Source organism: Collinsella sp. TM05-37 (assembly GCF_003436455.1).
Taxonomy (GTDB): Bacteria; Actinomycetota; Coriobacteriia; order Coriobacteriales; family Coriobacteriaceae; genus Collinsella.
On record NZ_QSPN01000027.1, the window covers coordinates 1 to 13,399 of the forward strand.

Here is a 13,399-nt window from a genome sequence, read left to right on the forward strand (position 1 = left end):
CTTGACAATGTCCTGCTCATATTAAAAGGAACGTCCCCAAGTGCCGGGTTTCCGCAGTCATTGGGGACAGACTTAAATGACTAGTCTTTTAAGAACGTCCCCAATGACTACCCACAGAATGAGGGTCTCATCGGGGACTAGGTAAATAGCAAAAGCCCCCGCGGCCGAAACGGGCCACGGGGGCAGCAGGCTTGCAAGGGTTAACTCAAGTCCTCGCCATTTGATGCAATGACCTTTTGATACCAGCAGAAGCTGTCCTTTCGGTAGCGATCGAACGTGCCTTTGCCCGTATCATCGGCATCGACATAAACAAAGCCATAGCGCTTCTTCATCTGCCCCGTCGAGGCCGACACCAAATCGATACAGCCCCACGGCGTGTATCCCATCAGGTCAACACCGTCCTCGACAATTGCATCGCGCAGCGCAAGAATATGCCTTCGCAGGTAATCAATATGATACGCATCGTGGACTTTGCCGTCTTCCAGCGCATCGAGTCCGCCCACACCGTTCTCGGCGATAAAGAGCGGAAGATGGTAACGATCGTGGTAGCCGGCAAGCGTCACGCGCAAACCCAGCGCATCGATCTGCCATTTCCAGGCAGTCTCTTTATCCTTGAGGTACGGATTGCGCAGCGTCGGGAACACGTTGCCCTCCGCCTTCTCGGCGATCACCTGGTCATCGGCGCACACCAAGCGCGAGCAATAGTACGAGAACGAAATGAAGTCGACGGTATGCTCGGCCAGATACTCCGTATCGCCCGGCTCAAAGGGCACGTGAACACCCTCTTTCTCGAGCGCACGCAGCTTCCAAGTAGGATAGGCGCCCGCAGCCATCACGTCAGTGTAGAAGTAGCGGCCGCGGTCCTCCTCATACGCAAGCCATACGTCCTCGGGCGCACAACGGTACGGATAGGTCGCACCGGCAGCGATCATGCAACCCACCTTGTTTGCGGGATCGATCTTGTGCAGGATCTCGACAGCGCGAGCGCTCGCCATAAACATATGGTGCGAGAACGCCGCGGTCACGGCTGCACGGTCACGCTCATCCTCGAGCGTGACGCCCGCGTTGATATAGGACAGCGCCACGCTGTTGATCTCGTTGAAGGTGAGCCAATAACGCACGAGGCCCTGGTACGCACGTCCGACGGTCTCGACGTAGTGCGCATACCGCTCGATCATCTCTCGGCTTTGCCATCCACCATAACGCTCGACCAGAGCCAACGGATAGTCGTAGTGCGACAGCGTCACGAGCGGCTCGATTCCGTGCTCGCGCAGCGCCTCGAATACCTGACGGTAAAACTCCAAGCCCTCACCGTTGGGCTCGGCCTCCATCCCTGTGGGAAAAATACGGCTCCAACAAATTGAAAGACGCAGGCACTTAAAGCCCATCTCGGCAAAGAGCTCGACGTCCTCGCGCCAATGATGGAAGAAGTCGTTGCCCCAACGGCATGGATACAGCCTGTCCGGATCATCCACGGGCTTTTGCCTGCCAAACATCACATCCCAGCGGTCGGGACCCTGTGGAATCAGGTCGGAGTGCGACATACCGCGGCCGCCCTCGTTCCAGCCCCCTTCGGCCTGGTTGGCAGCGAGCGCGCCGCCCCACAAAAAGCCCTCGGGCATACCGGCAGCAGACGTTCTGTCAAAGTAACCCATGCTACTCAGTATCCTTGGCAGAAGCTGCCGCGGCGTTCTCCTGCTCCTGCGCCAGGAGCTGGTTGTCGTACACCTTAAAGAACGGGTACCAGACCACAGCCATGACCACGATCAAAACGATCGTAAATACCCAGATACGCGGGTCAAGGCACTGGATAAAGCCCTGAACGAAGATGGGGAACGTGCCGCTCACCAAGATGTAGAAGTTAGAGACAAGACCCAGTGAGATTGCACCCCAATACAGCAGGGCCGAAATCATACCGCCCAGCACAAACGGAATCATGAGGATCGGGTTGAAGATGATGGGTGCGCCAAAGATCGCGGGCTCGGAGATACGGAAGAAGCTCGGCACGATCGATGCCTTGCCAAATGCCTTGAGCTGCTGCGACTTTGCCTTAAACGCGCAGAGCGCCACAAAAGAGAACGTATTGCCCGTGCCGCCGATGAGGTTGATGACCATCGACATGAGTACCGGGTGGAACTCAAGCGGCTGCCCAGCAGCGTAGAGCGAGGCGTTGGCAGCAAAGGCGGCAAGCGTGACCGGGGCGGTGATGGGCATCACGATCATGTTGCCGTGGACGCCAAAGCACCAAAACAGCAGCGTCATGAAGCAGATAAGCAGTGCGCCGGGCACAGAGTCAACTGCGACGGAAAGCGGGGCAGCGAGCAGCTTCTCGATAACCGAGGGGATGGACAGCGTGGGATCGATCATCTGGATCAGCAGGTTGCCACCAAAGAAGATGAGGATGTTGACGAGCATAGGCACGATGGCGCCAAAGGTTTCGGACAAAAACGGCGGCACGCCATCGGGCATCTTGATGGTGATGCCCTTGGTCTGGCAGAAGCGCGTGACCTCGACGGAGACCAGGGCAACGATGATGGCGGTAAACAGGCCCTGCGCACCCAGATAGGTGCAGGGGACCGCCTGGAGCACGGACTCATCAGCAAGCTGGTAGTAGGACGACGGCGCCGCGGCGATCAGGAACATCACCAGCGAGGTCATACCGGCGTTAAGCTTGGGCATCTTGTAGGTGCCCGCCAGGTTATAGGCGATTGCGAACGTCACGATCACCGACAGTATGCCCATCGTCATGTTGAACGGGATGAGCAGCGTGAGCTTATTGGCCGTGGCAAAATCGAGCCAAGGGCCAAAGACGGACCAGAACCCGCCCTGCGCCACCAGGTCGGCCGTGACCGGCGGGTTGGCGATGATCATAAAGACGGCAGAGACCAAGATGAAGCTGATCGCGCTCATAAAGCCCTTTTGCATGGAGGCAAAGTGGCGCTCGGTGCCGCAGAAATTGGCAATAGGGGTCAGTTTTTCCTGAAGCAGGGTCATGAACTTTTCCATGGTCGCCTCCTAGCCCAACAGCGACTGGGCGAGTGCCAGCACGTTGGCGGCGTTGCCCATGCCGTAGTCCTGTGCGGGGATGACCGCGGTCGGCTTACCGCTCCCCTGCTTGACGGTGTTGAGCTGGTAGGACACCTGCGGCCCCAAGAGCAGCACGTCATAATCGGCGCAGGTCTCCTGATACTCGCCGATACCCACCGCATCGATATCGAGCTCGATGCCGTTTTGCTCCGCGTATTTCTCGAGTTTCTTCATCAGAATGCTTGTAGACAGGCCAGCTGCGCAAACAAGAAGGATCTTCATAAGGGATTCCCTTCGCATTGATTGGTTGGATAGTCGCCGCACGCCGTTAGGCGTTCTTGGCTGCAGTGCGCTCATACAGGCAGATCAGCTCCTGCACGAGCTCCTGAGCAAGCATGGAGCACATGAGGTGGTCCTGAGCATGGACCAGCAACACATCCACCGACAGATGCTCGCCCGCCGCCTCGGTCGAAAGCAGCTGCGTTTGGATGTGGTGAGCCTTGATTCCCGCATCCTTTGACTGCTTCATGAGTTTGGCGGCAGCGTCAAAATCCCCCGCCTTTGCCTTTTCAAGGGCTTCGAAGGCAAGGCTGCGTGCCTCTCCCGCTGCAGCGACCAGCTGAAACGAAACCATCTCGGTTCCCTGATCGTCCATAACGGTCTCCTCTCCCGTGATGTCTGGTTTGTACTTGAATATTCGAAACACCTATCTCCCGCCCGCAATCCTCGAGGTTTATTGCAGGTAGACTGACAGGGTCATCGACAAAAGAAGTCTTAAGCCGTATGCGCTTGCACAAGCGCCATCAGCTCATGCCAGGACCGGCGCTCGCGTAAGCGCTCGACCCCCTGGCGGTCCATAAAGATCTCAGCGAGCAGCGAGCTCAAGATCCGCGCCTCATCGCCGCCCGACCGGGCAAACGACACCATAAAGACGATATCGACCTCATGGCCGTATTCGTCCCAAAGAATGGGATGTTCGAGCAGGCCCACGGTAACAAAGGCCTCGGCGCTCAAAGGATGCATCCCATGGGGCATGGCCACCCCATTGCCAAACGAGGTGGCACTCGCGCTCTCGCGCTCGGCAACCTCTTGGGCAAACTGGGCATCGACACGGCCGCTCTCGACGGCGCGCTCGGAGAGATATCGGAGAACGGCCTGCTTCGACGACGCCTCAACGCGGTTGAAGAACAGGGCACGGCTAAAGAAAGCGCTCAGGGAGTCCGATTGCGCAGCGTCATCACTCAGCACCTTGCGGATAGCGTTGACATCGCTCGTCTCCAAGAAGAAATCGACCTCGCGGACGGGCACAGGCAACTTGACGTTGAGCGGCACCGTTGTGAACACGTAGTCGATGTGCGAAAAGTCGAGCGTTCCCACGCGGGCGACGTCGCATGTCTCAATCGACTCGATATACATACCAAACTGCTTGCGGTACTGGTGCTCGAGCATACGGGCGCTTCCCGCTCCCGAGGCGCACACGATCAGGATGCGTTTGCGACGCGGCTGGTCGGCTTGCTGCTCGAGGGCCAGGGCAAATGCCATGGCGATGTAGCCGAGCTCCTCATCAGAGGGCTGGCTGCCAAAATGACGCTCGAGTACCTGCGAGGTGCCGGCCGCCATCGAATAGGCCAACGGAAACCTCGTCTTGATATCGGGCAGCATGGGGTTATCCATATACATGTGATATTCAAGGCGATAACCCAGAGGGCCAATATGCCGAGCAAGGTTCATGCGAAGTTCAAGATCGCTGCTAAAGTCAAACCTAAACTCATCGTTGACCGCACGTACCATCTCGGAAGCAATCTCCCACATCTCGTCCGAGATAACGGCAGAGCCCTTCTCGGGCACGCCCGTGCCCCTGCCGAGCAAATGGATTGCGATAAAGGCAACCTCTTCTCGGGGCATGCTCACGCCCAGGGCATCCTTGATGTTTGCGGCAATCTGGAAAGCCGCGGCGTATTCGCGCGTTCCCTCCAGTTTTTGAACGTCCGATTCTGCAGCTGGGACATAGCAGCCCTGCTCGATGCGGCCAAGAGCGATGTAAAGATGCATGATGAGATTGCGGGATGCCAGCGAGCTCACCGTGACGGGCGAGGCCGTCAGGGCATCGTCCACACATGCGGCGATGGCCCGCAGGTGCTCGGCGAGCTTTGCATCGCCGGTGTCGGGCAACACGGGCCTCACCAGCGAGGCCAGGCACAGGCGCCGTTGCGACTCCCCGCCCGCAACGCGGATTCCGTAGCGTGGGCGCTTTTCAAGCGTTAAGTCAAATTGGGCGAGTTTCTGCTCTACCAGACGCATGTCATTGGACAGAGTCCGCGCCGAAACGTAGAGTAAATCCGCATACTCCTCAATCGTCACCCACTGGGACCGCATTAGGAGGTCGTTAAGAAGGAAGGACACACGGCCGTCGCGCGTATCAGGAATGCCCGGATGGGCCAGAGCCGCACCGTCTAGCAAGCGAGCAAGCTCATCTGCACGTGCAACATCGATACGATACTGCCCCTTGCTGCCAACGATGCGTGCAACCCCTGCAAGGTTGTCGTTTGCGCGATGGATATAGTTTCTCACGGCGCGCTCGCTTACCTCGAGACGCTTGGCAAGTACCGCGACAGCGACAGGCTGAGCGTCCTCGATCATATTTACAAGCTGCTTGACGCGAGCATCCATGTCCTCCTCCTTTCCCTGCGTCTAGTCTAACGCGGTAAAGAATGACACTCCACGTCGCGCTCGTTCCGCCAACTCGGAACAGGTTGCGGGGAGTCCAGCTGAGCTATGGAGAGCCTGGGGAAAGGGCCCGAAGGCAATGCGTCGGTGTGGGATGCGCCTTCCCAGCCATTGTGCAGTCATTGGGGACAGACTTAAATGAGTAGTCATTGGGGACGTTCTTGTTTGACTAGTCGTTTAAGAACGTCCCCAATGACTATTAAGGACTGTCCCAAGCTGCCGGCAGGAAAGGACCGTCCCCAAGTGCCGGGTTTGTCCCCAATGACTAGGTGAATAGCAAAAGCCCCGCAGTCGGAGCGGACTGCGGGGCTCATGAAGAGAGGCTAGTTTGTGGGCGCTTTGCCTGGCGCCCACGAGAGAGGCAACGGAGTAGGGACTACTCGTGGATGCGGGTACCGGAGAGACCGGCCATGGTCTCGGCGGCCTTGTCCAGAGCACCGATGATGCAGGTGCGGCCCTTGCGGGAACGGGCGAACTTGATGGCGGCGCGGACCTTGGGCTCCATGGAACCCTTGCCGAACTGGCCCTCGTCGGCCAGGCGCTCGGCCTCGTCGGCGGTGAGGTCCTCGAGCTCCTCCTGGTTGGGCTTGCCAAAGTTGATGGCGACATGCTCAACGGCGGTCAGCAGGAACAGGACGTCGGCGTCGCAGTCCTCGGCCAGCAGCTCGCCGCCCAGGTCCTTGTCGATGACGGCGGGAACGCCCTTGTAGCAGCCCTTGTTCTCGTAGTCGCGGACGACGGGGATGCCGCCGCCACCGCAGGCGATGACGATGAACTCGTTGTCGAGCAGGTTGAGGATGGAGTCGGCCTCGACGATCTTCTTGGGATCGGGGGAGGCGACGACGCGACGCCAGCCGCGGCCGGAATCCTCGACGAAGACCTTGGAGGGGTCCTCGGCCATGAACTCCTTGGCCTGCTCCTCGGTGTAGAAGGGGCCGATCGGCTTGGTCGGGTTCTTGAACGCGGGATCGTCCGGATCGCACTCGATCTGGGTGACGACGGTGGCGGCGTGCCAACGCTTATAGCGCTTGTGCATCTCGCGGCCGATGCCCTGCTGCAGGTGGTAGCCGATGTAGCCCTGGGACATGGCGCCGCACTCGGGCAGCGGCATCTCGGGGGTGCCGATGGCGTCGTGGGCGGCGGCGAAGGCGTTCTGGATCATGCCGACCTGCGGGCCGTTGCCGTGGGTGATGATGATCTCGTTGCCCTGCTCGATGAGGCCGAGGAGCGCGTGGGCGGTGTTGCTCACGGCCTGGATCTGCTCGACGGGGTTGTTGCCGAGGGCGTTGCCGCCGAGGGCGACGACGATGCGGTCGGGCTTGCCAAGAGGCTTAGACATTGCTGGAATCCTTTCTGTAAAAGGCCTACAACCCATTAATAACCCGCGTCCGTGCAATACGCGAGTTTATTAAGGTTTATATTCTCTTTATCGCTCATTTTATTCATTTTGAAAATAGTTTAACGGTGAACGGTCGTTTTTACCCGCTCAGCGTAAAGAAGCCCAGCTCACACATGTTTACGTCATCTACGTGCGACTTTATTTAATTAGAGCAGTGATTGGGCCAGATTATGCAAACTATATCTTTGCTAAACACATAACGGACACTGCAATTATTTACTCGCACTATACGAGATTCTATGCACTTGCAAGACAAGTATGCACCCCTGCAATAACACGGGGCTTTTCATCCAACAAAAGGGATAGCCGAACGCGCTTCACTTTGCGGCAAGCGATTGTGAGTTCGCAGTATGGAACTTTACCGTCGGATACTGCATGAACGCCGTCGACGCCCTCTCGCTCCTGCGCGCCCAGGCAATCGAGAACATCAGCGGCGTCCCTAGTCTTTTTGCATGGCACCGCGCCGGCTCGATGGCTCTGGGACCTAAGCGAATCTTTGCTATCTGCCAATTTTTGTATGATTTGGGTCATTCCTATCTGCCAATTTTTGTATGATTAGGGGCAAATCTATTTGCCAATTTTTGTCATTGAGGGGTTTTATGCTACGCCGTAAGGTCACTGACAGGCTTTTGAGCTGGAAGAACAACTCCAATAAAGCGTTGCTTGTTACTGGTGCGCGTCAGATTGGCAAGAGCTATGCGATTCGAGCGTTTGGTAAAGACAACTACGCGTCGTATTTTGAGGCCAATTTGCTGCTCGATGCCGAGGCAAGAGATGTGCTCATTGGCGCTAAGAACGCCGTTGACTTTATCAACCGCGTGGCCCTTCTTGCGGATGCACCGCTTGTTGAGGGAGATACGCTTATCTTTGTCGATGAAATACAGGAGTATCCGCAGATCGTCACGCTCATGAAGGCGTTGGTCGAGGACGGGCGCTTTAGCTATGTCTTCTCGGGGTCTATGCTTGGGACTGAGTTTAAGGGGATCTCTTCTTTCCCGGTGGGGTATGTCGAGCACATTGTTATGCGGCCAATGGATTTTGAAGAGTTTTGTTGGGCAAACAGCATCAGCGAGAATGTGCTTGCAGACATCCGCAGCTGCCTTGTCGAGAGGCGTCCCGTCGAAAACTATATTCATGAGGCGATGCTCAAAAACTTTAGAGCTTATATCGTTTGCGGCGGCATGCCGGAGGTCGTACAGAACTATATCGATTCGGGTTATTCACTCGTGAGGACGCGTGAGCTTCAAATTCAGCTGGTCGATCAGTACAAAAGTGATATCTCTAAATATGCATCGACTCGAGCGTTTAACGTTCGCGCGATTTTCGAACAAATTCCCGTTCAGCTTGAGGCGGAGTCCCATCGCTTTGTTGTTTCATCCCTGGGCGAGGGGGCTCGCCTTCAAAAATACGAGCAGGATTTCCTATGGCTGGTGAACGCGGGCGTCGGTTTGATGGTCGCCCAGGTGACGGAGGCCCGAAGTCCTCTTAAGAGGACAGAGAAGGCGACCGCCTTTAAACTATACGAGTCTGATACAGGCATGCTCGCATCACGATATCCCGGCAGCACGGCACGCGCTGTCTACCTTGATATGAAAACCCCCAACCTCGGCGGTCTCTATGAGAACGTGGTCGCGCAGGAGCTTGTCGCCCTTGGAACTGATGCATGGTACTACCAGACACGCGAGGTCGGCGAAGTTGACTTTGTGATCGAAGGCACTCGCGGGCACGTTGTCCCAATCGAGGTCAAATCGGGCAAGAAGGTTCGAGCCCATGCGGCCCTCGACCGTCTGATGAGCGTGAGCGAGTACAAAATCCCCGAGGCCGTTGTGCTGAGCCACGAAAACCTTTGCAAAGAGGGCAAGATCCTTTACGTTCCAATCTATATGACATTCTGTCTCGATGAGTTTATGGAAAAGGACGACCCCAACAACGATTTCTCATTTGCACCCATATCTCTCTAGATCATCTGAACCAACAACCAAGCCCCCTCCATAACCAAAGTAACGCGTGGTTTCGCGGCCGCGCCGCGAAACAGCGACGGGGACAAAAGGCCCCCACAACCAGGTCCCTCATGCAGCCCCACAATCCGAGGACGTAGTCGTAGCAGGATCTGAGGGCTGACCTTCGCGGACATTCCGCAGGACGAAAGAACCCCCGCCGAACGAAGCGCAGCGGGGGTTCTTTCATGTCCGAGGACGTCCGCGAAGGTCAGCCCTCAGATCCTGCGGTGGGAGACTTAAGCCTCGTTGTACACCGTCTTGAGCTTCAGCAGGTGCTGATAGCGGTCCATAGCGGCCTGCTCGTTCTCCTTGAAGAGCTCCTCGGCGCGCTCGGGGAAGGAACGCGTCAGCGAAGCGTAACGGGCCTCGTTCATCAGGAACTCCTGATAACCGCCCGCGGGCTCCTTGGAATCGAGCGAGAACTTCTTGCCGGCAGCAGCCTCGGGGTTGAAGCGGAAGAGGTTCCAGTAACCGCACTCGACAGCCTTCTTCATCTCGGCCTGGCAGTTCTGCATGCCGCCCTTCTTGATGGAGTGCATCTCGCAGGGGCTGTAGCCGATGATGAGGGACGGGCCGTCGTAGGCCTCGGCCTCGTGGATGGCCTTGAGGGTCTGAGCCGGGTTGGCGCCCATGGCGACCTGCGCCACGTAGACGTAGCCGTAGCTCATGGCAATCTCGGCCAGGGACTTCTTCTTGGTCACCTTACCGGCAGCGGCGAACTGAGCAACCTGGCCCAGGTTCGAGGCCTTGGAGGCCTGACCGCCGGTGTTGGAGTAAACCTCGGTGTCGAAGACAAAGACGTTGACATTGTGGCCGGAAGCCAGGACGTGATCCAGGCCACCGAAGCCGATGTCGTAGGCCCAACCGTCGCCGCCGAAGATCCAGAAGGACTTCTTGGTGAGGTAAGCCTTGTCGGCGAGGATTGCCTTGGAAGCCTCGCAGCCGCACTTCTCGAGCTCGGCAACGTAGGCAGCGGCAGCGGTCTTGGAGGCCTCGGCGTCGTTGACAGAGTCAATCCAAGCCTGGCCGGCAGCCTTGAGCTCGTCGGACGGACCATCGGCGGCGATGATCTCCTGGGTGGCGGCGATCAGCTTGTGCTGAACGGCCTCATAGCCAACGGCCATGCCCAGACCGTGCTCGGCATTGTCCTCGAACAGGGAGTTGTTCCACGCCGGGCCGTGACCGTCCTTGTCCTTGCAGTAAGGAGCGGTGGCAGCGGGGTTGCCCCAAATGGAGGAGCAGCCGGTGGCGTTGGAAATGAACATGCGGTCGCCGGCAACCTGGGTCACCAGACGTGCATAGGCGGTCTCGGCGCAGCCGGCGCAGGAGCCGGAGAACTCCAGGTAGGGCTGCTTAAACTGGCTGCCCTTGACGTTGGCCGCGATGAGCTCCTTCTTCTCGGAGACGTTCTCGACCATGTAGTCCCAAACGGGCTGCTGGTCCATCTCCTGCTCGGTGGGAACCATCTCGAGGGCGCCCTTGGGGCAAACCTTGACGCAGTTGGTGCAGCCCATGCAGTCGAGCGGGGACACGGCCATGGTGAACTTCATGCCCTTGGCCTTGGGGCCCATGGCGTCGAGCGTGCGGGTAGCCTCGGGCGCGGCGGCAGCCTCGTCCTCGGTCATCGCGAACGGACGGATGGTGGCATGCGGGCACACGTAGGCGCACTGGTTGCACTGGATGCACTTGGTCTCGTCCCAGTGGGGAACGACCACGGCGACGCCGCGCTTCTCGTATGCGGAGGCACCCAGCTCAAACTGGCCGTCGGCGCAATCGACGAAGGCGGAAACAGGCAGGCTGTCGCCGTCCATGCGATCGATGGGCTCGAGCAGGTTCTTGACCTGCTGGGCGATGGCGGACTTGGTCTCCTCGGAGAGCTCGACGGGAGCGGCATCCTCGGCAGTTGCCCAGTCGGCCGGAACCTCGAACTTACGGAAGGCGGTAGCGCCGGCATCGATGGCCTTGTGGTTGGCGTCGACGATGGCCTGGCCCTTCTTCATGTAGGACTTGGTGGCCGCGTCCTTCATGTACTGCAGGGCGTCCTCGGCGGGCAGGACCTTGGCCAGCGCGAAGAAGGCGGACTGGAGCACCGTGTTGGTGCGCTTGCCCATGCCGACCTTGGCGGCCAGGTCGATAGCGTCAATCAGGTAGACGTTGACGTTGTTGTTCGCGATGTAGCGCTTGGCCACGGCGGGCATGTGCTCGGCGAACTCCTCGTCGCTCCACTGGCAGTTGACCAGGAAGGTGCCGCCCGGCTTGACGTCGCGGACCATCTTGAAGCCCTTGACGATGTAGCTGGGGTTATGGCAGGCGACAAAGTCGGCCTTGGTCACGTAGTACGGCGAACGGATCGGGGAATCACCAAAGCGCAGGTGCGAGACGGTGACGCCGCCGGTCTTCTTGGAGTCGTACTGGAAGTAGGCCTGGACGTACTTGTCGGTGTGGTCGCCGATGATCTTGATCGAGTTCTTGTTGGCGCCGACGGTACCGTCGCCACCCAGACCCCAGAACTTGCACTCGATGGTGCCGGGGGCTGCGGTGTTGGGCGCATCCTCGGCCTCGGGCAGGCTCAGGTTGGTCACGTCATCGACAATGCCGATGGTGAACTCGCGCTTGGGCTCGTCCTTCTTAAGCTCCTCGAAGACAGCGAACGCGGACGCGGGAGGCGTGTCCTTGCTGCCCAGGCCGTAACGGCCGCCGACGACCTTGATGCCCGTCTTGCCGGCCTCGTAGAGAGCGGAGACGACGTCCTGGTAGAGCGGCTCGCCGATGGAACCCGGCTCCTTGGTGCGGTCCATGACGGCGATCTTCTGGACGGTCTCGGGGAGAACGTCGACGAAGTGCTTGATGGAGAACGGACGGAACAGGCGAACCTTGACCAGGCCGACCTTCTCGCCGTGAGCGTTGAGGTAGTCGATGACTTCCTCGAGCACGTCGCAGAAGGAGCCCATGCACACGACGACACGATCGGCGTCGGGAGCGCCGTAGTAGTTGAACAGGCCGTAATCGGTGCCGAGCTTCTCGTTGATCTTCTTCATGTAGCCCTCGACGACGGCAGGGAGCTCGTCGTAGACCTTGTTGCAGGCCTCGCGGTTCTGGAAGAAGATGTCGCCGTTCTCGTGGCTGCCGCGGGTGTGCGGGTGCTCAGGGTTGAGCGCGTGATCGCGGAAAGCCTGGACGGCGTCCATGTCGCACATCTCAGCCAGATCCTTGTAGTCCCACATGGCGACCTTCTGGATCTCGTGGCTGGTGCGGAAGCCGTCGAAGAAGTTAAGGAACGGGGTCTTACCCTCGATGGCGGCAAGGTGAGCCACCGGCGAGAGGTCCATGACCTCCTGGACGTTGCCCTCGGCGAGCATGGCGAAGCCGGTCTGACGACAGGCCATGACGTCGGAGTGATCGCCAAAAATGTTCAGGGCGTGGGAAGCGACGCAACGCGCGGAGACGTGGAAGACGCCCGGGAGCTGCTCGCCCGCGATCTTGTACATGTTCGGGATCATCAGAAGTAGACCCTGAGAAGCCGTGTAGGTGGTGGTCAGAGCACCGGCGCCCAGCGAACCGTGAACGGTACCGGCTGCACCTGCCTCGGACTCCATCTCGACGACCTTGACCGGGGTGCCGAAGATATTCTTGCGACCCTGGGCCGCCCACTGGTCGACATGGTCGGCCATCGGGCTGGACGGCGTAATGGGATAGATTCCCGCTACCTCGGTGTACGCATACGAAACATATGCGGCCGCCTCGTTGCCGTCCATAGACTTAAACTTACGCGCCATATACCCCTCTCCTCTCATATAGGTATACAGGCCCCGGCGATCGCCGGGATATTGGCGTGATGGGATTTTCGCTGTTGCTTCCAATCATCTGGCAGGCAGGCTCAGCAGCAGGTACATGGCGTGGAGAGAAGGCATGCCGAGGCGAGGAGGGCTGCACGCACTCCACAGGCCCAGCTGCCCGTCTTGCACATGACCGAGCGCCGCAAAGGCCGCATGCCGGATGCTCCCGGGCACGCCCCGGCGATGGGAGGCACCCGCAACGGAAATCCGCATGCGGGTTTATTGTACCCCGCCGCCAAGTGTAATTTCGACAAATATAGGTGGGCGGTAAAGGTTTACCTCGGGTGACCGCCAAGGGCCAAAATGAACGCTTCGTCCCCGGGCGATTGGCCCTGGCGCGCCATGGAGTGTCCCGGAGTGCCGGCAGAGACGATATGAGCAGGACATAAAACATTGAGAGCCCCTGCTGC

8 protein-coding genes are annotated in these 13,399 nt (G+C 58.8%); 1 reads left to right on the forward strand and 7 read right to left on the reverse strand.

Features of this window, described 5'->3' with window-relative positions; all coding sequences use genetic code 11:
* Positions 1–200: 200 nt before the first annotated feature.
* From DXD48_RS09730 to arcC, 6 genes are all read right to left on the reverse strand, one after another.
* A complete protein-coding gene (locus tag DXD48_RS09730; protein WP_117565031.1) occupies positions 201–1,655 on the reverse strand; it encodes a family 1 glycosylhydrolase in 1,455 nt (484 codons plus the stop codon).
* A 1-nt stretch (position 1,656) separates the two neighbouring features.
* A complete protein-coding gene (locus DXD48_RS09735; protein ID WP_117565032.1) occupies positions 1,657–3,006 on the reverse strand; it encodes a PTS sugar transporter subunit IIC in 1,350 nt (449 codons plus the stop codon).
* A gap of 9 nt (positions 3,007–3,015) precedes the next feature.
* The gene (locus DXD48_RS09740) at positions 3,016–3,309 is read right to left on the reverse strand and encodes a PTS sugar transporter subunit IIB (protein ID WP_117565033.1); all 294 of its coding nucleotides are present in this window, start codon (positions 3,307–3,309) and stop codon (positions 3,016–3,018) included.
* 46 nt (positions 3,310–3,355) lie between these two features.
* Positions 3,356–3,682 (reverse strand): PTS lactose/cellobiose transporter subunit IIA, encoded by a 327-nt coding sequence (locus DXD48_RS09745; RefSeq protein ID WP_117565034.1) that lies wholly within the window; start codon positions 3,680–3,682, stop codon positions 3,356–3,358.
* A gap of 119 nt (positions 3,683–3,801) precedes the next feature.
* Positions 3,802–5,697, reverse strand: a complete 1,896-nt coding sequence (locus tag DXD48_RS09750; protein ID WP_117565035.1) for a BglG family transcription antiterminator — start codon at positions 5,695–5,697, stop codon at positions 3,802–3,804.
* Between the two features lie 433 nt (positions 5,698–6,130).
* Positions 6,131–7,093, reverse strand: a complete 963-nt coding sequence (arcC, locus tag DXD48_RS09755) for a carbamate kinase (protein ID WP_099432554.1) — start codon at positions 7,091–7,093, stop codon at positions 6,131–6,133.
* Between the two features lie 611 nt (positions 7,094–7,704).
* Between arcC and DXD48_RS09765 the strand changes: the two genes are divergently transcribed.
* Entirely contained in the window at positions 7,705–9,114 is a 1,410-nt protein-coding gene (locus tag DXD48_RS09765) for an ATP-binding protein (protein WP_117565037.1), read from the forward strand.
* A 275-nt stretch (positions 9,115–9,389) separates the two neighbouring features.
* Here the strand turns inward: DXD48_RS09765 and nifJ are convergent, their stop codons facing one another.
* On the reverse strand, positions 9,390–12,929 hold the full coding sequence (nifJ, locus tag DXD48_RS09770; protein ID WP_117565038.1) for a pyruvate:ferredoxin (flavodoxin) oxidoreductase: 3,540 nt from the start codon (positions 12,927–12,929) through the stop codon (positions 9,390–9,392).
* Positions 12,930–13,399 lie beyond the last annotated feature (470 nt).

Excerpts from the sequence above, each read along its gene's own strand:
- DXD48_RS09730 (WP_117565031.1), bottom strand. The coding sequence starts at position 1,655 with ATGGGTTACTTTGACAGAACGTCTGCTGCCGGTATGCCCGAGGGCTTT.
- DXD48_RS09735 (WP_117565032.1), bottom strand. The coding sequence starts at position 3,006 with ATGGAAAAGTTCATGACCCTGCTTCAGGAAAAACTGACCCCTATTGCC.
- DXD48_RS09740 (WP_117565033.1), bottom strand. The coding sequence starts at position 3,309 with ATGAAGATCCTTCTTGTTTGCGCAGCTGGCCTGTCTACAAGCATTCTG.
- DXD48_RS09745 (WP_117565034.1), bottom strand. The coding sequence starts at position 3,682 with ATGGACGATCAGGGAACCGAGATGGTTTCGTTTCAGCTGGTCGCTGCA.
- DXD48_RS09750 (WP_117565035.1), bottom strand. The coding sequence starts at position 5,697 with ATGGATGCTCGCGTCAAGCAGCTTGTAAATATGATCGAGGACGCTCAG.
- arcC (WP_099432554.1), bottom strand. The coding sequence starts at position 7,093 with ATGTCTAAGCCTCTTGGCAAGCCCGACCGCATCGTCGTCGCCCTCGGC.
- DXD48_RS09765 (WP_117565037.1), top strand. The coding sequence starts at position 7,705 with ATGATTAGGGGCAAATCTATTTGCCAATTTTTGTCATTGAGGGGTTTT.
- nifJ (WP_117565038.1), bottom strand. The coding sequence starts at position 12,929 with ATGGCGCGTAAGTTTAAGTCTATGGACGGCAACGAGGCGGCCGCATAT.